Annotated in this window: 18 protein-coding genes; 1 reads left to right on the forward strand and 17 read right to left on the reverse strand. The window is 47.7% G+C overall.

From position 1 onward, the window contains the following. Positions 1 to 121 precede the first annotated feature (121 nt). The 5 genes from deoD to NKT06_RS16985 all read right to left on the reverse strand — a co-directional run bounded on the left by deoD (position 122) and on the right by NKT06_RS16985 (position 5,354). A complete protein-coding gene (deoD, locus tag NKT06_RS16965) occupies positions 122 to 829 on the reverse strand; it encodes a purine-nucleoside phosphorylase (RefSeq protein WP_017688193.1) in 708 nt (235 codons plus the stop codon). Positions 830 to 924: 95 nt separating this feature from the next. Next, complete coding sequence (gene deoB, locus NKT06_RS16970) at positions 925 to 2,103, reverse strand: phosphopentomutase (protein ID WP_253436841.1); 1,179 nt, start codon at positions 2,101 to 2,103, stop codon at positions 925 to 927. A gap of 29 nt (positions 2,104 to 2,132) precedes the next feature. Beyond that, complete coding sequence (locus NKT06_RS16975; RefSeq protein ID WP_253436844.1) at positions 2,133 to 3,323, reverse strand: NupC/NupG family nucleoside CNT transporter; 1,191 nt, start codon at positions 3,321 to 3,323, stop codon at positions 2,133 to 2,135. A 227-nt stretch (positions 3,324 to 3,550) separates the two neighbouring features. Continuing rightward, a complete protein-coding gene (gene deoC / locus NKT06_RS16980) occupies positions 3,551 to 4,201 on the reverse strand; it encodes a deoxyribose-phosphate aldolase (RefSeq protein WP_253442621.1) in 651 nt (216 codons plus the stop codon). A 214-nt stretch (positions 4,202 to 4,415) separates the two neighbouring features. Beyond that, a complete protein-coding gene (locus NKT06_RS16985) occupies positions 4,416 to 5,354 on the reverse strand; it encodes a DNA-binding transcriptional repressor DeoR (protein ID WP_062836066.1) in 939 nt (312 codons plus the stop codon). A 239-nt stretch (positions 5,355 to 5,593) separates the two neighbouring features. Here NKT06_RS16985 and NKT06_RS16990 point away from each other — a divergent pair, with 239 nt between their 5' ends. Beyond that, entirely contained in the window at positions 5,594 to 6,220 is a 627-nt protein-coding gene (locus NKT06_RS16990) for an FMN-dependent NADH-azoreductase (protein ID WP_253436846.1), read from the forward strand. Between the two features lie 159 nt (positions 6,221 to 6,379). Here NKT06_RS16990 and NKT06_RS16995 read toward each other — a convergent pair whose 3' ends face one another. The 12 genes from NKT06_RS16995 to NKT06_RS17050 all read right to left on the reverse strand — a co-directional run bounded on the left by NKT06_RS16995 (position 6,380) and on the right by NKT06_RS17050 (position 20,762). After that, the gene (locus NKT06_RS16995) at positions 6,380 to 6,730 is read right to left on the reverse strand and encodes a hypothetical protein (RefSeq protein WP_036613800.1); all 351 of its coding nucleotides are present in this window, start codon (positions 6,728 to 6,730) and stop codon (positions 6,380 to 6,382) included. Between the two features lie 85 nt (positions 6,731 to 6,815). Beyond that, positions 6,816 to 8,003: an MFS transporter gene (locus tag NKT06_RS17000; protein WP_253436849.1), complete on the reverse strand. Its 1,188-nt coding sequence runs from the start codon at positions 8,001 to 8,003 to the stop codon at positions 6,816 to 6,818. 78 nt (positions 8,004 to 8,081) lie between these two features. Further along, positions 8,082 to 9,299 (reverse strand): M24 family metallopeptidase, encoded by a 1,218-nt coding sequence (locus NKT06_RS17005; protein WP_253436852.1) that lies wholly within the window; start codon positions 9,297 to 9,299, stop codon positions 8,082 to 8,084. After that, positions 9,292 to 10,137, reverse strand: a complete 846-nt coding sequence (locus NKT06_RS17010; protein WP_253436855.1) for an ABC transporter permease — start codon at positions 10,135 to 10,137, stop codon at positions 9,292 to 9,294. The genes NKT06_RS17005 and NKT06_RS17010 overlap by 8 nt, the downstream gene beginning before the upstream one ends. Next, a complete protein-coding gene (locus NKT06_RS17015) occupies positions 10,130 to 11,047 on the reverse strand; it encodes an ABC transporter permease (protein WP_253436857.1) in 918 nt (305 codons plus the stop codon). The genes NKT06_RS17010 and NKT06_RS17015 overlap by 8 nt, the downstream gene beginning before the upstream one ends. After that, positions 11,044 to 12,174: an ABC transporter ATP-binding protein gene (locus NKT06_RS17020; protein WP_253436860.1), complete on the reverse strand. Its 1,131-nt coding sequence runs from the start codon at positions 12,172 to 12,174 to the stop codon at positions 11,044 to 11,046. Before NKT06_RS17020 ends, NKT06_RS17015 begins: the two co-directional genes overlap by 4 nt. 72 nt (positions 12,175 to 12,246) lie before the next feature. After that, on the reverse strand, positions 12,247 to 13,389 hold the full coding sequence (locus NKT06_RS17025; RefSeq protein WP_253436862.1) for an ABC transporter substrate-binding protein: 1,143 nt from the start codon (positions 13,387 to 13,389) through the stop codon (positions 12,247 to 12,249). A 76-nt stretch (positions 13,390 to 13,465) separates the two neighbouring features. Beyond that, positions 13,466 to 15,439, reverse strand: coding sequence for a hydantoinase B/oxoprolinase family protein (locus NKT06_RS17030; RefSeq protein ID WP_253436865.1), 1,974 nt, complete (start codon positions 15,437 to 15,439; stop codon positions 13,466 to 13,468). Then, positions 15,436 to 17,484, reverse strand: coding sequence for a hydantoinase/oxoprolinase family protein (locus tag NKT06_RS17035; protein WP_253436868.1), 2,049 nt, complete (start codon positions 17,482 to 17,484; stop codon positions 15,436 to 15,438). The genes NKT06_RS17030 and NKT06_RS17035 overlap by 4 nt, the downstream gene beginning before the upstream one ends. A gap of 41 nt (positions 17,485 to 17,525) precedes the next feature. After that, positions 17,526 to 18,254: an FCD domain-containing protein gene (locus tag NKT06_RS17040; RefSeq protein ID WP_253436871.1), complete on the reverse strand. Its 729-nt coding sequence runs from the start codon at positions 18,252 to 18,254 to the stop codon at positions 17,526 to 17,528. A gap of 283 nt (positions 18,255 to 18,537) precedes the next feature. After that, positions 18,538 to 19,200, reverse strand: a complete 663-nt coding sequence (locus NKT06_RS17045) for a class II aldolase/adducin family protein (RefSeq protein ID WP_253436874.1) — start codon at positions 19,198 to 19,200, stop codon at positions 18,538 to 18,540. Between the two features lie 71 nt (positions 19,201 to 19,271). Continuing rightward, complete coding sequence (locus NKT06_RS17050) at positions 19,272 to 20,762, reverse strand: rhamnulokinase (RefSeq protein WP_253436877.1); 1,491 nt, start codon at positions 20,760 to 20,762, stop codon at positions 19,272 to 19,274. Positions 20,763 to 20,884 lie beyond the last annotated feature (122 nt).

A 20,884-nucleotide genomic window follows, 5' to 3' on the forward strand; every position in this document is an offset into this window, starting at 1 on the left:
AAAACTCGGAGACAAAGGCGAACGCTTCGCTTCTTCAGAATCAATTCCGGTTCCTTCACTCCGTGCTTCAAACAAAAGTTTCGATTAAAATCAAATGATGTTTGAATATAAAATACAACAATTACAGTGTGATTGCTGTATCCAAAGCAACTACCATCATGTCGTTGAACGTTTTTTGACGCTCTTCGGCAGATGTTTCTTCGCCTGTCAGCAGGTGGTCACTTACCGTCAGGATGGTCAGTGCGTTAACACCGAACTTGGCAGCGATGGTGTACAGTGCTGTTGTTTCCATCTCTACGCCGAGTACGCCGTGCTTCATCAATTTCTCAGTGACGGAACGGTCATCGCGGTAGAAAGAATCGGAACTGAACACGTTACCGACATGAATCTTCATGCCTTTAGCTGTTGCACGGTCATATGCTTCTTTCAGCAGAGAGAACGTAGCGATTGGCGAGAAGTCATATCCACCAAATACATGTTTGTTCATGCTGGAATCGGTACATGCTGCTTGTGCAAGGATAACGTCACGTACACGTACATGCTCTTGCATACCGCCACAAGTACCAACACGAATCAGGTTTTTCACGCCATATTCACTGATTAACTCATTAGCATAGATGGCGAAGGACGGAATACCCATCCCTGAACCTTGCACCGAAATCCGGTGGCCTTGATATGTACCTGTGTAACCGAGCATTCCACGAACCTCGTTGTAACATACAACATCTTCAAGGTACGTATCCGCAATATACTTCGCGCGCAAAGGGTCTCCTGGCAAAAGGATCGTTTCTGCGATATCTCCGGGTTTTGCTCCAATATGTGTACTCATGAATGAATCTCCTCCAGTTATATATTTAGTCTATTATGATGGCAGGATCCGGAGCAGCCTCAACTACTCCGACATCCCCTATCCAGTTTTAAAACCTATTTCAAATCCTTCAGGAAGCTGGTGCCGTGTTCCGGCATTTTCACTCCAAAGTTCTCGGCTACGGTAGCACCAAGGTCAGCAAATGTGCTGCGCAGATCAAGCTTTTTACCCTCGCTGAAGCGCGGAGAGTAAGCAAGCAGTGGTACATATTCACGTGTATGGTCTGTACCACGATAGGTAGGATCATTACCATGGTCAGCTGTAATCAGCAGTAGGTCATCGTTGGTCATTTTGGCAAAAATCTCTGGCAGCCGTGCATCATAGTCTTCAAGTGCCTGAGCATAACCTTGCGGATCACGACGGTGACCGTACAGGGCATCAAAATCAACCAGGTTCAGGAAGCTGAGTCCAGTGAACTCTTCATCCATCGTTTCCGACAACTTGTCCATGCCATCCATGTTAGAGACGGTACGAACAGCCTTGGTCACACCTTCACCATCATAGATGTCCGCGATTTTACCCAAGGCAATGACATCAAATCCGCTATCTTGCAGTTCATTCATAACGGTGCGACCAAACGGTTTGAGCGCATAGTCATGACGATTCGCAGTACGTTTCCAGTTACCCGCTTCCCCTACAAATGGACGTGCAATAATGCGGCCGAGCATGTACGGATCTTCAAGTGTAATTTCACGGCAGAACTCACAGATCTCATACAGTTCTTTCAGTGGAACAACGTCCTCATGTGCTGCAATCTGCAGAACCGAATCCGCGGATGTGTAGACGATGAGCGCACCAGTTTCGACATGCTCTTGCCCCAGCTCATCCAGAATTTCCGTGCCGCTGGCCGGTTTGTTACCGATCACCTTGCGGCCCGTTTTCTCTTCAATGCGTTGAATCAACTCATCGGGAAAACCATTCTCGAACACACGGAAAGGTGTATCAATGTAAAGACCCATCAGCTCCCAGTGACCTGTCATGGTGTCTTTGCCTCTGGATGCTTCCTGCATCTTGGTGTAATACGCTTTAGGTGCGTCCGCTACAGGGACACCCTCGATTTCTTTGATGTTGGACAGTCCGAGACTGGCCATGTGAGGCATTTTCAGACCTCCGCGTTCACGTGCAATGTGACCGAAGGTATCTACATCAAAATCATCGAATTCTGCTGCATCCGGCGCTTCGCCGATCCCTACAGAATCCATAACGATCAGATGTACTCTTTTAAAAGTTGACATAACCTAAGCACTCCTTCCAATAATCCGGTTTACAAGAACAGTCCGGCGATGATCGCTGACAATACACTGACAAGCGATGCACCGTAAAGCAGTTTCAGACCGAAGCGGGCCACCACATTACCTTGTTTCTCATGAAGTCCCTTCACCGCACCGGCAATAATACCGATGGAGGAGAAGTTGGCGAACGATACGAGGAAGACGGATACGATCCCTGTTGTTCTGGCAGACAACGTTGTCTGCTTCGTCAGATCAAGCATGGCTACGAATTCATTGGATACCATTTTGGTAGCCATAATACTTCCCGCTTGAACAGCTTCCTTCCATGGAACACCCATAATAAAGGCAAATGGTGCAAACACATAACCTAGCAGCTCCTGGAATGAAATACCGAGTATTGCGCTAAACATTCCGTTAACAAGTGCAATCAAGGCAACAAAACCGATTAACATCGCAGCTACGATGATGGCGACTTTGAATCCATCCAGGATGTATTCGCCGAGCATTTCGAAGAAGGACTGTTTCTCCTCTTCCTGTACTTCCAATATATCTTCTTCCTCTGTAACCTCATAAGGATTCACAATGGAAGCAATGATAAAACCGCCAAACAGGTTCAGCACAAGTGCCGTAACCACATATTTCGGATCAATCATGGACATATAGGCACCGACAATCGACATCGATACCGTGGACATCGCCGAAGCACACAAGGTGTACAGCCGATGTTTTGGCAACAACCCAATTTGTTTTTTCACAGAAATGAACACTTCAGATTGCCCCAATACAGCCGAAGCAACCGCGTTATATGATTCCAGTTTGCCCATTCCGTTGATTTTGCTTAATACCAGACCAATATATTTTATAACAAAAGGTAAGATTCGGATATACTGCAATATCCCAATGAGTGCAGAGATAACAACGATTGGCATCAATACGCTGAGGAAGAACGGTGTCCCTACAGTATCTGCACCTACGGTAGTCAAATCACCAAATACAAATGCAATTCCTTCATTTGCATAATCAAGCAAACTTTTAAATATGGTGGCGAAGCCACCAATCAGCCATGTCCCGACCCCTGTATTCAGCAAGGCATACGCCAGAATCACCTGTAAAACAATCATAACGACCAGCGGTCGGTAGCGAATCTTCTTTTTACCGTTGCTTGCGATATAAGCCAGTCCAAAAACAACGAGTAAACCAAGAAGGGCAATTAGAAATTTCATTTGATCTCTCCTTTGAAGGTAGTTAAGCCGGATGTGAAATTCAGCTCAAAGGGTGCTTAAAAGATTCTTATCAGTAATCTTTCAGAAAACTTATGAAGCGCTTACAATAAGTTCCGTTAATTAAAGTATAAGTGTAAATTGTATTCCCTGTACCTGAGACGAAGCCTCAAGTACAGAGAATATAACATTACTTTTGTTTGATAAGCTGTGCTTGTTAAACCTTTTGCTTAATAAGAAGATGTAGATTGACCGCCCTGCATAATCTTCACACCAGAGCTTGCACCAATACGAGTCGCACCTGCTTCAATCATTTTCTGCATATCTTCCAGGCTACGTACGCCACCGGAAGCTTTAACGCCAATATCAGGACCTACAGTACGACGCATCAAAGCGATATCTTCTGGCGTTGCTCCACCTGTAGAGAAACCTGTAGAAGTTTTAACAAAATCAGCTCCAGCTCGTACAGCTGCTTGACAAGCACGTACTTTCTCATCATCCGTCAACAGACAAGTTTCAATAATGACTTTCACCAAAGCTTTACCCGCAGCCGCTTCAACGACAGCACGAATATCCTGTTCAACATAATCATCTTTGCCATCTTTCAAAGCGCTGATGTTGATGACCATATCGACTTCAGTTGCACCTTTAGCAATCGCATCCTTGGTTTCGAAAGCTTTAGTCTCCGTTGTGGATGCTCCCAGAGGGAAACCAATAACGGTGCAGATGTCTACGCCAGTACCCTGCAACTGCTCAGCAGCATAAGCAACCCAACCTGGGTTAACACATACGGAAGCAAACTGGTATTGCTTCGCTTCTTCGGTTAACTTGGCCATTTCACTTTGCGTTGCGTCCGCACGAAGCAGCGTATGGTCGATCATTTTAGCTAATTGTGGTGTAGTCAATTGAATCTCTCCCTTATCTGAACTAGTTATTTTCTATACCCTTACACTAACATGAACATATGTAAAAATCAACTTGAACTTTTGTTCACAGTTCAACTTACAGTTCTTGCTTCGTTATATTTTCTTCCTAACAAAGCAAAACATCCGCCCTTTTTACGTGGCAGATGTTGTCATCCATATCCATTTGAATTTAGAATCGCAGTAATGCCTGTGCTGTGTACTGATCCGTAACCAAAATATTCGCATAATGACCTTTAAGCGCGGCGTGAATGGCTTCAATTTTGCGTTGTCCCCCGGCGACCAGAATTGATTTTTCCTTATTTCTCAACTCGGCTAGATCAATTCCAACGGTTCTGCTGTTAATCTCTTCACTGATCAACTGACCTTCCGCGTCGAAAAAGCGTGAACAAATGTCACCTGCACCGGAGTTCATCAGCAATTGTTGCTCTTCTTCATTAAAGTAACCGAGCCTGAACAATAATGCATCTTCCTTCACAGTACCTACGGTAAACAAAGCGATGTTGGCCTGTCTACCAAGCTCTACAATTCTTCCGATATGCCGATCGGCTTCCACCATGTTTTTCACTTCAATGTTGTCGAAAATAACCGGCAGTGGCAAATACCTTGGTACCGTGTGAAAAGCTTCAGCGAATAAATGTACAATCTCAGCGGCATACGTATTGACATGGGAATGGCTTACGCCCCCCTTCAATTGCACGACTTCGACACCTTTAACCTGCTTGGGACGAAGCTGACGTGCTACGGCATGCATGGTTGTTCCCCAAGTCACACCGATAATATCCGCATCCTGAACCGTCTCCTGAAGGTAGTCAGCTGCTCGTTTGCTGATATGCTTCTGTATTTCCTCATCACTCTTCAGCGGGGCAAAACATACAAGTGCCGTATCCAGATCATATTTAGATTTAAGTTCTCCCGCAATGATATCGATATCCTCCAGCGGGTCCATAATCTCAATCCGGACGTATCCGCGATCTTTCGCGTACTGAAGTAACCTTGATACGGTTGGACGGGACACGCCCAATCTGGCGGCAATATCCTGCTGGCTGTAATCGGACTGATAATACAATTTCGCTGCTTCAATGCTTAATCGTTGCTTCTCCAGGTCCATTCCCATGTGCGCTCATCTCACTCATCCCTTTTATCGTTGGAACATAAATGCTCGTCCTGTATATTATACATGGATTTAGTATCTGGTTACTACATCGCATCCAATTCAGTATTGTCTCCATTCCATCCATTCAATTCCTTTCTGACGTATAAAACGGGAGAAACGATGCATACTACTGCGGTCGCTTCATTATTGCCAAGATTGGTTCACCCATTAATCGCACAGAGAGGAAGAACTGCATGTCTACCTTATTGTACATTACTGCCCATCCTCATGATCATGAAACCTCCTTCAGCATGGCTACGGGCAAAGCATTTATTGATGCGTATCGTGAAAGTCACCCTTCTGATGAGGTTGTTCACCTCGATCTGTATCGCTCGGATATTCCGCATATCGATGCGGATGTCTTCAGTGGTTGGGGCAAACTGCAATCGGGCAGTGATCTGACTTCCGAAGAACAGGCGAAAGTAAGTCGTTTAAATGAACTGTCGGATCAATTTGCCTCAGCTGATAAATATGTTTTTGTAACACCGATGTGGAACTTCTCATTTCCTCCCATTCTGAAGGCTTATGTGGACTCTATCTGTGTGGCCGGCAAAACATTCCGGTATACAGAACAAGGTCCAGTTGGACTGTTGTCTGACAAAAAAGCGCTGCATATTCAAGCACGCGGCGGCATTTATTCCGAAGGCCCAGCGGCTCAGATGGAATCCGGTCATCGTTATTTAAGCATTATCATGTCATTCCTTGGTGTGCCGAAGCTTGATGGCATATTTGTAGAGGGGCATAATCAGTATAAAGATCGTGCAGATGAGATCAAGCAACAAGCCATTGAACAGGCGCGCACTTTCGCAAAACTGTTTTAAGAGAGGTAGTTTCATCCCATCTTCTCGGTACTGAAAACCGACCTTTTTGAACACTCACTTCCAGTGTAGTAAACAATCAAAACATAAACAAAACCCGCATGTTTCCTAGGGATATTCCCAGGAAACATGCGGGTTTTCAATGTATAATCAACCTAGAGCTTATTGATGTCCAGCGCTGGCACGGCTCATGGTTTCAAGTTTACGTGTAATCGCATGACGGTCTACTTTCAATCCCCAGATCATTTCAATAATCTGCTCTTTCTCCTCAGGACTGTCGGCATGCTTCAGTTGCATTAACAGATCATGCATTTGTTCATTAATGCCTTCAAATTGAATCCATAAATCCTGTCTTACCTCTTTTGAATCCAGATGATGATTTGCATCGACTTCTTCCTTCAATGCTTGCAGAATAGCATCTTTCCATTCGTCATCACCTAGCTGTTTCGCAATGTTCAGGAGATCCAGATAATCGTCAACAAGAAGTGAGTTCAATTCAGCATGTGTTTTCATCGTTTATTGCATCCCCTTTTCGTCTATTTACCAAGTATTATACTCGGTATTTCAGGATATGCAATAGCTGTCGGAAAAAGTTGCTTTATGTAGCCTGTCCCTTCAACCTGTGAACAAGCAAATTACACAAGACAAAACCGATCAAAACATACACACCAATCATGCCTACAATGCCCATCCATCCCAGATGGCTGTATAACAGTCCGCCTCCTGTTCCACTTACGCTTGAACCAAGGTAGTAGAAAAACAAATACAACGCATTAGCCTGGGATTTGTGCTGATTGGCCACGAGTCCAACCCAACTGCTTGCGATCGAATGGCCGCCAAAGAAACCAAAGGCAAACAGAGCGAGTCCGATAATTTTGACCCAAAGCGCTGGATGAACGGTACAGACTGCACCAACCAGAATGATGCCCAGTGCGATTCCAAGCACATGTGATCTGCCATAACGATCTGCAAGGCGGCCCATCCAGGTGCTGCTGACCGTGCCCATCAGATACACCACAAAAAGACTTCCAACAATGGACTGGCTTAGATGATAGGGTTCACCCGTCAATTCAAAACCAATATAGTTGAACAGGGTCACGAAGCCCCCCATCAGTAGAAAACCGAGTCCATACAGGCACAGCAGCCTTGGGTTGCGACATTGTGACCACAAAAGAGGTATTGGATTTTTGAATCCGGGTGAAGCTTTGACAAAATGACGCGATGGCGGGATGACAAGCCAAAAAATAACGGCTGCACACAGTCCAAGAATACCAATGAAACCCACAGCAGCGCGCCAACTGAACCAATCTGTTACCACACCGCTGATAAAACGACCTGCCATGCCACCAATCGAATTCCCGCTAATATATAGGCCCATGGCATAACCAAGACTTTTAGGTTCAATTTCTTCTGACAGATATGTCATTGCTATAGATGGCAACCCTGCGAGTGCCACACCCTGGAGAATACGAAGCAGAAGAAGCTCCGTATATCCCGGGCTGAATGCGCTCAACAAAGCAATAACAGAAGATATCACCAGTGCTGCTGTCATAATAAAGCGTCGGCCCACAGAATCAGATAAGGACCCGATGAACAGCATCGTCAATGCCATGGCGATCGTTGTTACCGATAGCGTAAGACTGGCGTGTGCCGGCGTAATGGAGAACGCTTCGCTAATCTCAGGCATCAGGGGCTGGAGGCTGTAGAGCAAAGCAAAAGTGACAAAACCTCCGGCGAACAGTGCAAGGCTAATGTTACGAAATGTCTTCGTTCCCTGCTGAATCATGGATGTTCCAACTTTCTCAGTAAGAAAGCTTCTTGGATCGACTGTGGCCTGATCGCCAGTGAAGCCTTCCATTTATCGTTATTTAGTGAACAGTTTCCGCTCCATATGGGTCAGAAACTCATAACCATCTGGCGTTACGACAATTGTATCTTCAATTTGGAATCCACCAGCACCGAGCTCGTAATAGGGTACCTCAACACATAGCACCATTCCGGACTCAAGTACGCGCTGGTCACCTGGAGAGAGGGTTATATCGTCGTACAATTCCAACCCGATGGCATGTCCGACATGCTGACGTCGGTAATGCGGAATCCCCTCACGCTGTACGCGAGATACTGCCGCATGGAATACTTCTGATGCCTTGACGCCAGGGCGCACACGCTCAAGGGCCGTCTCCCATCCACTTTTGACTGCATTAAAATGTTTTTTCATCCAAGCGGTAGGCTCCCCTGCAACAACTGTGCGGCCCGTATCTCCCCAATATCCCTCCAGCTGTAGGCAAAGGTCGAAACGGATCTGATCTCCGGTCTCAATCGTATGAAAATAATTTTCAATGAGTGGCAAGGCACTACGTGGCCCTGCCCCTACCGCTGTCATTGCGGGAGTCCCACCTGCTCTCATCACAGCCAGACGATAATGATCGGCAAGTTGCTTCTCATGAACACCTGTGGCAATCAGGTCAATGAGTTCCTGCTCAATCCGTTCATTTAATTGGGCAGCCTGACGCAGTTGCTCGATTTCAAAAGGTGTCTTGACCAGGCGGATTTCTCGGAACAACTTATATGCAGGAATTACCGGTCTGTCAGGAACCTCCTCCTTGATTCTCGTCAGAATATCTGGAGCGATCCGCATCTCATCGATTCCAATCGGCTGATCTTCGATCTCAAGCTGTTTTAATGCTGCCTTGAGTGCTTCAACTGGATTTGGATGAATAACCGTCGTTTGTAGGAGAGAATAGAACAGATCGATGTCGTCAGTTGAAAGTTTGCCTTCAATTGAACCTTCCACGAAAAAATCACTGTAGGCAAATATGTCCACTCCAGTGATACCGAATTGGGCCACCACGCCCAACCGATTCGTTGGAATGACGATACACGGCCTAGCAGATCTATCCGCAGGCAGAACCGCATAAATCTGCATCGTCCAGTTGCTTGCACGCAGCTGGGACCCGATGACATAGTGAATGTTCTCCGGAGTAGTTGCGATCAGGGCACTTAGCCCCTGAGCTTTCATCACTTCTTCCGCCCGATCCCGATTTAGACCTGAGCTATGGGACAGATGCTGTGGATTATTCATTTTGATCCAGACCTCCTTTTGTTTTGGTGCGACCAAATAAACGGTCAAGTCCCGGTACAGAGCGAAGCACTAGTTTAATCGTCATAAACAGAGCTAGCGCAAAAGCGATCAGAACGACAGACACAACAGCAATCGTTGGGTCCTGCCATTTCTCCATATACAGGAATAGCTGAATCGGCAATGTGTAGCTATCCTGACGGAGCAACAACAGGGCAGCCTCTACCTGATCGAAAGTGAAGACAAAAGCGATAGACCCCGACAGGAGCAGGGATAGTCGGAGCTGTGGCAGCGTAATTGTGAAAAAGATACGCATCGGCCCTGCGCCAAGGTCCGCGGCAGCTTCCCGGTGAGCCGGGTGCAGATTGGCTAACGCACTGCCCACAAGAGTGAGCACGAATGGAAGCACAATGACCGCTTCACCCAAAATAAGTGCAAACAGTCCGCCTGCAATATGCATTTTCGAGAACAAAATCAGGTATGCGATACCCAGCGTAATTTTCGGCATAACCATCGGAGATACAAAAAATGCCCTTAAGATACCAGAGCCAGGGAAAGGGTATTGCACGATCGCTAGCGCAGCAAGCGTACCTGTAATCAAAGCCAGCAGAACCGCCCCTGTAGAAGCAATAAGACTATTCTTGAATGCATCGAGAAACTGGGTTTGCTCACTCAGATTGGCATACCATTTCAAGGTCAGACCTTCTGGGGGAAATTTGCTGGCTGAACCTGAGCCTACAGATGTCAACATAATCATCAGCAGCGGCAACAGCAAATAAATGGCTACGGCGCCTACAAAGATGTAGAGTAACAGCTTGGTGCCCCTGTTCGACTTAACCATACGCCTGACCTCCCTTACGGGAACGACGGAACATCAACATTTCTGCTCCTTTATTCACAAGCAAGGAGACGACGATGGAAGATACAAGCAAGAACAAGCTGGCAACCGCAGCCATCGGCCAGTTGGTATCCAAGGTTCGCTGGTATATAAATACCGGAAGTGTCATGACTCTTCCTCCGCCAATCAGTTGAGGTGTGGTGAAGGCGGTGAGACATAACGTGAACACAATCTGTACCCCGCTTGCAATGCCTCTTGCCGATAAAGGCAGGGTAATGGTCAGGAACGTTTGCCAGCTGCCCGCCCCCAAATCCTGAGCAGCTGCCTTTAAAGAGGCATCACTTTGGGATAATACATTCAGGATTGGAAAGACCATAAATGGCAAGAAAATATGGACAAGCGCTACAACGACACCTGTCTCGTTGTATATCATGCTGAATCCTTCCTCAGTAAGCCCCAGCCGGATGAACAACCAGTTCATGAAGCCCTGTTTGGACAGCAAAAGCTGCCATCCGTAAGAACGCACAACTGCGCTGACCAGCAGCGGAAGAAAGGTGAGTAGCAGCAACAATTGCTTCATGCCAGGCTTCTTTAGACCAGCAATGCAATAGGCCAGCGGATATGCCAGCAAAAGACTCCATAGCGTAACCTTGAAGGCAATGCGAAACGTTGTGCCAATCAGTTTCCAATAGTAAGGATCAGATAAAAAAGCACGATAGGCCCCCCAGTCCCAGCCACGAATAAGCTTGCCATTCTCATACATATCGAAGCTATATCTGCCAAAGATCAGCAACCCGCCCAGATACACGATGCCCATCATAGCAAGCGCAGGCAACAGAAGCAGCAACCGGGTTACCCATGTGCGGTTCCCGAAGGAATACAAATTCACGATCCGTTCCGCGATCCGATTCATATTCCTGCACCCTGTACATGGTCATGCATGGGTTCAGATAACAAGAGCGCGTCCTCTGGATCGAAGCCAATTTGTATGGGCTCACCTGGACTATAACGTGAGACTCCCCGCTGATGCAGCACACTGGCCTGAACCAGGAAATCCTCTGCAATCTGCACGCTGTAACGAATATTTGCTCCGCCGTACACCGCTTCAATCACATGTCCATCCAGTTTATTAAGGCAAAGATTTGCATCTTCTCCAAGTCGAATATACTCATTACGAATCGATAATGAATGGCCTGCTCCCACTTTCGGTACAGCATTTCCAACTCTGACTTTCACCAGCAATGAATTGCCGAAACATTCTACCCGAATTCCATTGATATCATGTCCTAACACTTTCGTCTCAAAGAGGTTGGTATCTCCAATGAATTTGGCTACGAAACTATCGGCCGGTCTTTCATAGATTTCATCAGGGGTTGCATATTGCAGCAGCCTTCCGGCGCGCATGACTCCAATTCGGTCAGACATGTTCATAGCCTCACTCTGATCATGCGTTACAAAGATAAACGTCCCACCGAACTCGCGCTGGATGCGTTTCAGTTCACGCTGCATATCGAGACGCAGCTGCATGTCCAATGCAGAGAGAGGTTCGTCAAGCAGCAGCACTTCGGGTCTGTTGATCAGTGCGCGAGCAATGGCGACGCGTTGGGCCTGCCCCCCGGACAGCTCGGACACTGCACGCCTGCCATAGTCTCCGAGCTGGACCAGATCCAGCATCTCACCTACTTGCCGTTGAATATCGGCTTTTGGTAACTTCTTTACCTTTAGCCCATAGGCAATGTTGTTGAATAAGTCCATATGAGGGAACAGCGCAAGCTGCTGAAAAATCATATTGCTATTGCGTCCATAGGCTGGAACGCCAGTCACATCCCGGCCTCCCAGCATAATGGTGCCCTGATCCGGTTGCTCAAGTCCGCCAAGCATGCGCAGCAGTGTTGTTTTGCCACAGCCACTCGGACCAAGCAAGGAAACGAATTCGCCCTTTTTCACTTGGAGTGTTACATGATCAACGGCGGCTCGTTCACCATAGATCTTCGTGACTTCCCTTGTTTCAATGGATATGGTTTCTTGTCCGCTGCTCATCTCTGATTCCCTCCCATCCGTTCCGCGTTCATAACAGAACCCGGAATCGTTGCGTGCCTGACAACAATCCTTTTATTGAAGCTTTGTTTTCACGAGTCGGTCCCATAGTTCCTTCCAGGAAGAGCTGTTCTGTGCGAGCACATCCCAGTCTGGATTAATGCCGCTACTTTGCGTTTCAACGGAGAATGAAGGATCATCCTTGTACTTGTCTGGAACTGCAGCTGTCGTACTGGTTACTGGCGTACCCGTCGCTTCTGCGTATTGTGACAGCGCCTCTGCGCTCAACAATTCGTTAATGATTTCGTTTGCAACACGTGCCTGCTCAGGTGTTGAGCCCTTCACGACCTGAAGTGTGTACGGGAAGGAGATGGCACCTTCGCTTGGATATGCTACGGCAAGTGGAGAACCTCCATCAATCCATGTCTGCGCAACCTGTGCACTGAATGGGGCAATGAGTGCATCACCTGACTCCAGCAGTGCTTTCAGCTGATCATTAGATGAAACCAATGTGCCAATCTGGTCACTGCGATCTGCCCAGAACTGGAAGGCTGGCTCGGGATTTTCATAGGATGCGCCAATTTCTTGACCTTTGGCAGCAATAAGCGGGGAGATATAGGAATAAAACATGTAGTCCCAGAGCGCAGTTTTTCCTTTGAACTCCTCGTTATCCCATAGATCGTTCCAGCTGGTAGGCGGCGTTTTTACCAGGTCTTTGTTATATACCAGGGCGAAGCTCGAAACGCCCCAGACCACACCTTTATTGTCTGGCTTGTGGAAGGACTCCGGGATATCCTTGATATTGGTTACGATGCTTGTATCTAATGGCTCCCACATGTCATCGTTCAAACCTTTAGCCGTCGCATCTGCATTGAAATAACCGAAGTTGACGACCGGATTGTTGGCATCAGCCTGCTTGCCTGCCACCATCTTTGGATACATTACCGAATTGGAGGACTCCTCAAAAGTGACTTCAACGTTGGGATGTTCTTTCACATACTCGGCAACCACTTCTTTAGGAACAACATCCTGATTGGAACCGGCCCAGATAAACATCGTCAGCTTAACTTTGTCTGCGCCTGCTCCTGCTCCTGAAGAATCGCTCTCTCCGGCAGTATTACTTGAGTTACCGGCTCCACCACAAGCGGAAAGCACCAATGTACCGGCCAGTGTCAGTGAGGCGAGGCTGAGAAAGCGTTTTTTGTTTGATTTAAACATGCAATTTCCCCCATCCATGTAGTTGGTTTTACGGTTTTATCGCTAAGACGGAACTAGATATTCTCCATACACTTGATCAATTCAACCCTATTTGCTGGCGTATCCCTTCCATAATGTCTGAGATCTCCCGTGGATCTACAGTTAGGGAATCCTTATGTTTCTCCTCTACAATGCCCATGGTCTGACGCTTCAGGTAGTCTCTCAGTGCAAGCGGAGCATTCAGCAATGCCTGATTCAGCGTTACCTGCATCTCATCGCTCCATATGTCTTCAAATTGTTCCCGCGCCTTGCCATAGGCGAACTCCTCCTGCTTACGCGCTCGCTTGGCTCGCATTTGTTCGGTATCGCTCTCGTTTAGCTCCAAGCCGTCAATCACAACACCGTATAACTCAAGAGCTTTCTCCGTGGATACCAGCCCTCTTCTTACATCTTCTAGAACCAGACGAGAATCACGTTCATACGGATCGCCATATCCGCCTCCGCCTTGCGAAAGGAACGTAACCGTTTCTCCAGGCTGAAGTAACAGCTCATCAATTCTTCCCAGATGATGCTCACTTGCACGCCCAGCATTAAAAATCGCTTCTCCATGTGAACCTACACCACCACCGAGCCTGCCCCACGGCTGAAACTCCATACGCTCCATGTTTCTAGCCGTCAATACAGTATCCGGTGTTAGAATTCTGACACACAGGTCAATCCCGCTTCCACCCCGGAAGGTTCCCGCACCTGCCGAGTCAGTACGAAGACCATAATGCTCGATTAACACAGGCATTTCGGATTCCACCGTTTCCGCAGGAATATTCCGAAGATGACCGACCGCAAAATCCATGCCGTCAATCCCGTCTTTCATCGGCCTAGCTCCCGAACCTCCGCAGATCGGCTGAATTACGCCCACCTTTTTCTTGCCATCGGATGCATCTGTCATCGCCATCATGACGATGCAGGCTTGTCCAGCTCCTGCCGCGGGGACCATATTGCCCTGAGCTTTCCCCAGGGCTCCCGTGATTACGTCCATCAGCCGAATAAAGGTCGCGGCACGTGCCCCAACAGCTGCCATCGGCTCCGGATTAAGCACGGAAGCAGGCGGCGCGTAATTTCGCACCATGCGAATCATGCCCGAATTCCAAGGAATGGTCGGATCGAGTGTACGGAAATAACGAATGAGTGCGGGTACCAGCATGTAATGTCCCTGTTGATTGTGGGTAGGGATATTGAATGAAGCCCTGACCTGAGGATCGGTGCCGCTAAAGTCCAGATGAATGTCACTGCTTGCAATCGTCATCTTGCAACGCAACCGAATAGGATATCCCCCTGGTCCTTTCTCCAGATAGTCCCAGAAGTCATAGGATCCGTCCGGAATATCCTGCACAATGGCACGGGCCTTCAGCTCGGCGTATTCCAGCAAATGTTCGATGCCCTGCTGAATTTTTTCCACGCCATAACGTGCAATAAGTTCCTCAAGCCGCTGCTCTCCCCGATTCAATGCAGCCATAAGCGCTTTGAGATCACCGAGATTTTGCTCCGGAATTCGGCTGTTGTCCAGAAACATGCGCAGGATCTGCTCGTTCAGAACACCAGCTTCATACAGCTTGACTGGTGCAATACGAATGCCTTCCATATGAATATCGTAGGCGCTGGGAGATACACTCCCCGGTACCTTGCCACCCACGTCAGAAGAATGAACAAAGCACATGCCGTATGCAATAATACGCTCTTCGTGAAAATAAGGCTTGATGAGATGAATGTCTGGAAGGTGTGTGACCATGCCTTTGGTAGAATATGGATCATTACATATGACGAGATCCCCTTCCTTCCAGTCTTCTATACTGTTAATGGTCGCAGCAGCAGGAATGCCCAGGGACAGATTGTAGCCCGTCTCCAGCGGCGAGCCGAACGTTTCCCCGGATGGAGATAAGAGGTAGGTTCCAAAATCGCCCGTTTCTTTGACAAAAGCGGTGAATCCTGTGCGCAGAACGACATTCGCCATTTCTTCCACGGCGGCTTGAATCCGGTTGTTGAAAATCTCAAGAAAGACCTTGTCACCGATCATGCTTCCACCTCCCCAATCACGTTTCCGTAGGCATCCCGGTGTACCTTAAATCCAGGCGGGATAAAGATCGTTGTATCATATTCCTCCACAATAATAGGCCCGGGGATGGGAGCATCCACCTGTGGAATCTGTCCCCTTTTAAGTACCTTAGCTGTCTGCTGTACATGGTCAAAGGTAATGATCCGTTCTTCCGCTTCACTCTCATCGAATGGAAAATTTGCTGGAGCTACCGTGTTATGAGTAGGCAAAACACCAACAATGGTCGCTCTGAGACTTACAAACATAACCTCCGCCTCTGGCTGACTAATGCCAAACACGTTTTGGTAAGATGAATGGAATTTCATTCCTGCCTTTTTAGGGTCTTCAATTTCTTCCAATGTCAGCGTGACCTCAAGATCAAATGCTTGTCCTTCATAGCGCATATCCGCACTGTATAGGCAATAGATATTGTCCAGCTTGACACCGCCTCGCGCTTCCTCATCGACCCAGCTTCGTCCCTGGTTTTCCAGTTCAGCGAAAAGAGAACCTAATTCGCCAGACACTAAAGTCTGGGTGCTTTTATGTAACGTATAAACGAAATCATTGCGAAGATTGGCAACCGTGCAGCCCATGGCACACAGCGTTCCCGGAGATGGCGGGATCAGCACTCTGCCAATGCCTACCTCACGTGCCATCAGAAAAGCATGCATCGGGCCAGCTCCACCATATGCGAGCAACGTAAAATCACGAGGATCAACACCCTTGCGAGCCATTAGGGGAGAAAACTGGGCATACATATTGGCGGTTGCTACATCGAGAATGGCTTGCGCAGTATGTTCAGCATTCAGTCCAAGCTTCTCTCCCAGATTGGATAGAGCACGCTCTGCAAGTTCGGGATACAGACGCATTTGTCCACCAAGGAAACGATCAGCATGCAAGATACCGAGCTGTAGATAGGCATCTGTGGTTGTCGGCTCTTCTCCCCCGCGCTGATAGCATGCCGGACCCGGGTTGGCTCCCGCGCTACGTGGTCCAACCTTGAGTACGCCTACGGAATCAAGCCAGGCAATTGAACCCCCACCTGCTCCTATAGCCGTTACATCAACAGCAGGAATGATGACAGGAAAATCACCAACCTTGTTTTCGGATGAATAGGTTGGTTCTTTGTCAATCAGAGCAACATCAACGCTTGTCCCGCCCATGTCAAATGTGATGACCTGATGAATCCCAGCTCGTTCAGCGATATGGGTCGCGGCGATTACGCCGGAAGCAGGCCCTGATAGAAGCGTGCGTACCGGTTCATTAGCCGCTCTGGCAGCTGTCATAATTCCACCGTTGGACATGGTGGACAGCAAGTTGGCTTTGAGGCCATACGCCTGAATCCCTTCTTGCAGACGCAGGAAGTAAGACCCCATCCTTTCACCTACATAAGCATTCATCGCCGTTGCGAGTGTTCGTTCGAACTCACGCTGTTGTGGCCAGATAGCGCTGCTTCGGCAGAGGAACAGTTGTGGATAACGTTCCCTGATCAGATCTTCCGCAAGCTGTTCATGAGCAGGATTCACATAAGCATGCAAAAAACTGATGGCCAAAGCTGTAACGCCATCCTCCACCAGCTCATGCACCGCTTGCAACAGCTGTTCTTGATTCAGTGGCTGGAGTATCCCCCCACTCGCAATCACCCGTTCATCAACTTCCTTAACGCGATGTCTCGGCACTAACGGATCTGTCTTGTCACCGTACAGATTGGTTGTATCCTCAAGTCGCAACCGCCGGATCTCAAGAATATCGCGGAATCCTTTAGTGACCAACAGGCCTGTAACAGCACCATTTCGTTCGATTAACGTGTTGACGCCAAGTGTTGTTCCATGCACAAATAGATCAATCTCACGAATGTTCACGCCATTTGCCTTGAGTTGATCAAGTACGTTGAAAATCGCCTGTTCTGGAGCTGCTGCAATCGATGGCGTCTTCAGCGCCGCAATCACCCTGTTCTGATGGTCCATCACCAGTGCATCCGTGAAAGTACCTCCGATATCTATGCCTAAACGATAGAGTGTGTCCACAAGCTCAACTCCTTTAACACCGGGTTTCGTTCAAAGGTGTTTTATTGGTTTTGCATGGCGAAATAACGTTTGACATCATTGATCATTTGGTTAATATGGTTCACCATTGCCGCTTCAGCCTGCTCTGGAGAGCCGGCTATAATAGCATCCAGAATCTGCTGATGGTCCACAACTAATTCACTTCCTACTCTCCGGCGAATATATGCTGTCTCCAGAAAATCACGGCTTGTCTCCCATACCAGTTCAACCGCGTGCAGAAGAATTTGGTTTTGCGCAGCATAAGCCAGCAATCTGTGAAACTCCCGGTCCTGCTCGTATGGTATAATATTTTTGGAAAGCAATTCATACTGGTTCGCAATCGATGCTTGCAACAGTAATATGTATTCTTTCGAGGCACGCTCTGCTGCCAGGGAAGCGATCTCCCGCTCAAGTGCCCTTCTGGCAACGAGAACATCCAGCAGTGCCTTTTCCCCGGAATGATTTAACATCTGAATTAACTGTGAATTCACACTTTTTTGCTGCAAATCTCTTTCCAGTGTCTTCATTCGGTCCAGACCCTGTTCGGTCAGAGTCCTTCCCTTGCGACCTTCCAGAACCGTAAAACCTTCAACATCCATCTCCATAAGTCTTCTTCCGATGGTTGCCTGACTCAGACCATACGTTTTGCCCAAAGTATGAACCAACGTACTAGCCCCGATGGGAGCGCTGGCGTCTCGAAGCTGCTTCAGCAGTTCGTATTCCAACTCCATTTCGTTTAGCTCAGGACCCACTGCATTTCCCCCCTCTTAAATACTTAATTGTTATTAATTATGCTTTTAGTTGTTACTCATTGATGATTAACGATAGTATAACTTCAAGCCATCTCAGTTTCAACAAATCTCATCAAATTAGTACGAATTATTCACTTCCGCTTTAATATTACGTTTACTAATTCGACATTAAAAAAGAGCATTTCACATCCTTTATTCCAACATTTAGCTGGAGGATGCAAACTGCCCTTAAGATAGTAATATTTTGAATCATGAACACACTCACGAATGAACAAATAAGGTCTCAGGACTTGAGTTGTTGCAGCAACTGCACACGGTATGCTTCACTCTCAAGAGATTGGATTTCCTTGTATTCTTCGGCAGTAAGTACTTTAGGTTCCCCTGCTGCCTTGGCGATCATATACACCTTCGCACTTTCTTCCACTACCTGGGTGCGGTAATGGGCTTCACGGAGGTTTTTACCCGTTGTGACCAATCCGTGATTGACGAGAATGAGTGCCGTATGTTCTTCGACCTTTGCTGAGACTGCGTCCGCGAGAAGTTTGGTCGTTGGCAGAACGTATGGCACGAATCCAATATCGCCCACCAATGCCGACTGATCAGGAAACAAGTGTGGCAATTCATCGAAAACGAGACTGAGTGCGATTGTATATGCCGGATGTGTATGTACAATGGCTTGAATATCCGGATTCACACGATAGCTGTACAGATGCATCAATACTTCAGAGGAAGGGCGTGTTGCTCCGGCCCGAGTCTCTCCGGTCGCAATATCAATTGCAATCCATTCTTCAGGCTCCAGATCTTCAAGCGCGTAACCACTCGGAGACAACAACATCGTCCCCTCCGAACGGGCGCTGAGATTACCACCTGGGCCTACGACCAGTCCTTGGGCAACTGCTCTGCGGGCATATTTCGTCAACTCTTCCCTTATTTGCTGTTCAGACATGTTCCTCACCACTCCTCGAACTTTTCTTTTTTAGCATTTTATGTCCATGCTCATTGTATTGAATCTGTTCATTACCTTATGATTTGATTCAGACTTTGGTAGTTCTCATAAGCTTCTTGCCACACCTCTGTATCCGCAGGTTCATAGGTCTCGGGGGAAAAGGAAGTAGCCATGACCTCCCGGACCTCAGCCAAGCTACTCACTTCTACATGTGCAAGGAATTGCAGCATGCAATTCCCGGCTGAAGTTGCCTCTGCCGGGCCTGCCACCACCGGTACGCCGGCTGCATTGGCTGTAAACTGGCACAATAGTCGGTTGTGCACACCGCCACCAACCATATGAATGACACCAGGTCTTGTACCTGTAATCAACTGCAGTTCATCCAGCGTCTGTCTGAATTCCAGAGCAAGACTTTCCAGAATGCAGCGTACAACCGCTCCAGTCGTTTCAGGTATTGTCTGTCCGCTGGCATTGCATTGTTGCCATATTCGCTCAACCATATTCCCTGGCGCCAAATATACGCTATCTCCCGGCGATACGTAACTTATATGCGGCGCTGCCAAGGTAGCCAATTGAATCAGTTCTTCATGTGTAAAAAGTTGATTCTCCCGCTCCCACTGTCGTTTGCATTCCTGTAGCAGCCACAAACCTGAACGATTTTTCAGGGTACGTACTTTACCACTTACGGTCCCTTCATTGGTGAATCCCAATGCAAGACTTCGGTCATCCAATACAGGTGTATCACGCTCCACACCCATAAGAGACCAGGTTCCACAGCTGATAAAAGCGAAATTCGAATCCATCGCAGGGATGGCTGCCAAGGCAGATGCGGTATCATGTGAGCCCACAGAGACTACCTGCATCGGTCCAGTCCGTAATTCGGCGCATAAATCATTCGTTAACTGCCCCAGCACGGTACCAGGCTGAACGAGTTTTGGAAATAATGTTTCCGGTATACCAAGACGTCCAATCAGTTGCTCATTCCAACGCGCCTCTCCTGCATGCAACAGCCCGCTGGTACTTGCAATCGTATACTCACAAGCCTGCTGACCGGATAGATAATAGTGAAACAAATCTGGCATAAATAACATGCGTACATCCGGACGCAAACCTTTGACATGCTCTCGCACACTGCCTAGCAATTGGAATACCGTATTGATTTGCTGCGGCAGAACGCCAGACATGGCGTACAGTTCTTCTTCTTTCACAAGGTGCAGAACTTCTTCCATCCACTGCGCATTGCGTGCCTCCCGATAGTGACGTGGATTCGAGCATAATCTTCCCGCCCCATCTACCAGTCCATAGTCCACTCCCCACGTATCCACAGCTATAGAACGGACCGTTGGAGAGACGCCTTGCGTCCCTTTCACAATGCCTTGTTTTAATTCATGAAAAAGTCGCAGGAAATCCCAATACAATCCATCCCCCAGCTGCACGGGTTCATTGTTGAATCGATGTAATTCTTGTAACGAGAGTCTGTTTCCATCAAAAGAACCCCGGACTACCCGTCCACTACCGGCGCCGTAATCGGCAGCAAGCACATGTGTTGCTTGATTGCCCATTCTTTCAAGCCTCCTTAACTCTACGCGATAAGCCGTATTCGAGTTCTGAACATAGCTTTCAAGAGAACGCCATGTTACCTTCATTTCATAAGGAACATGGCGTTTGACAGGAATGGAACTTT

The organism is Paenibacillus sp. 1781tsa1 (genome assembly GCF_024159265.1).
Taxonomy (GTDB): domain Bacteria; phylum Bacillota; class Bacilli; order Paenibacillales; family Paenibacillaceae; genus Paenibacillus.

What these genes read in the sequence shown, in the direction of transcription:
- NKT06_RS17045 (WP_253436874.1), bottom strand. Translation starts at nt 19,200, where the DNA reads ATGTCTGAACAGCAAATAAGGGAAGAGTTGACGAAATATGCCCGCAGA.
- deoC (WP_253442621.1), bottom strand. Translation starts at nt 4,201, where the DNA reads ATGATCGACCATACGCTGCTTCGTGCGGACGCAACGCAAAGTGAAATG.
- NKT06_RS17015 (WP_253436857.1), bottom strand. Translation starts at nt 11,047, where the DNA reads ATGAATCGGATCGCGGAACGGATCGTGAATTTGTATTCCTTCGGGAAC.
- NKT06_RS16995 (WP_036613800.1), bottom strand. Translation starts at nt 6,730, where the DNA reads ATGAAAACACATGCTGAATTGAACTCACTTCTTGTTGACGATTATCTG.
- NKT06_RS17010 (WP_253436855.1), bottom strand. Translation starts at nt 10,137, where the DNA reads ATGGTTAAGTCGAACAGGGGCACCAAGCTGTTACTCTACATCTTTGTA.
- NKT06_RS17005 (WP_253436852.1), bottom strand. Translation starts at nt 9,299, where the DNA reads ATGAATAATCCACAGCATCTGTCCCATAGCTCAGGTCTAAATCGGGAT.
- NKT06_RS17025 (WP_253436862.1), bottom strand. Translation starts at nt 13,389, where the DNA reads ATGTTTAAATCAAACAAAAAACGCTTTCTCAGCCTCGCCTCACTGACA.
- NKT06_RS16990 (WP_253436846.1), top strand. Translation starts at nt 5,594, where the DNA reads ATGTCTACCTTATTGTACATTACTGCCCATCCTCATGATCATGAAACC.
- NKT06_RS17020 (WP_253436860.1), bottom strand. Translation starts at nt 12,174, where the DNA reads ATGAGCAGCGGACAAGAAACCATATCCATTGAAACAAGGGAAGTCACG.
- deoD (WP_017688193.1), bottom strand. Translation starts at nt 829, where the DNA reads ATGAGTACACATATTGGAGCAAAACCCGGAGATATCGCAGAAACGATC.
- NKT06_RS16985 (WP_062836066.1), bottom strand. Translation starts at nt 5,354, where the DNA reads ATGGACCTGGAGAAGCAACGATTAAGCATTGAAGCAGCGAAATTGTAT.
- deoB (WP_253436841.1), bottom strand. Translation starts at nt 2,103, where the DNA reads ATGTCAACTTTTAAAAGAGTACATCTGATCGTTATGGATTCTGTAGGG.
- NKT06_RS16975 (WP_253436844.1), bottom strand. Translation starts at nt 3,323, where the DNA reads ATGAAATTTCTAATTGCCCTTCTTGGTTTACTCGTTGTTTTTGGACTG.
- NKT06_RS17000 (WP_253436849.1), bottom strand. Translation starts at nt 8,003, where the DNA reads ATGATTCAGCAGGGAACGAAGACATTTCGTAACATTAGCCTTGCACTG.
- NKT06_RS17030 (WP_253436865.1), bottom strand. Translation starts at nt 15,439, where the DNA reads ATGATCGGTGACAAGGTCTTTCTTGAGATTTTCAACAACCGGATTCAA.
- NKT06_RS17050 (WP_253436877.1), bottom strand. Translation starts at nt 20,762, where the DNA reads ATGGGCAATCAAGCAACACATGTGCTTGCTGCCGATTACGGCGCCGGT.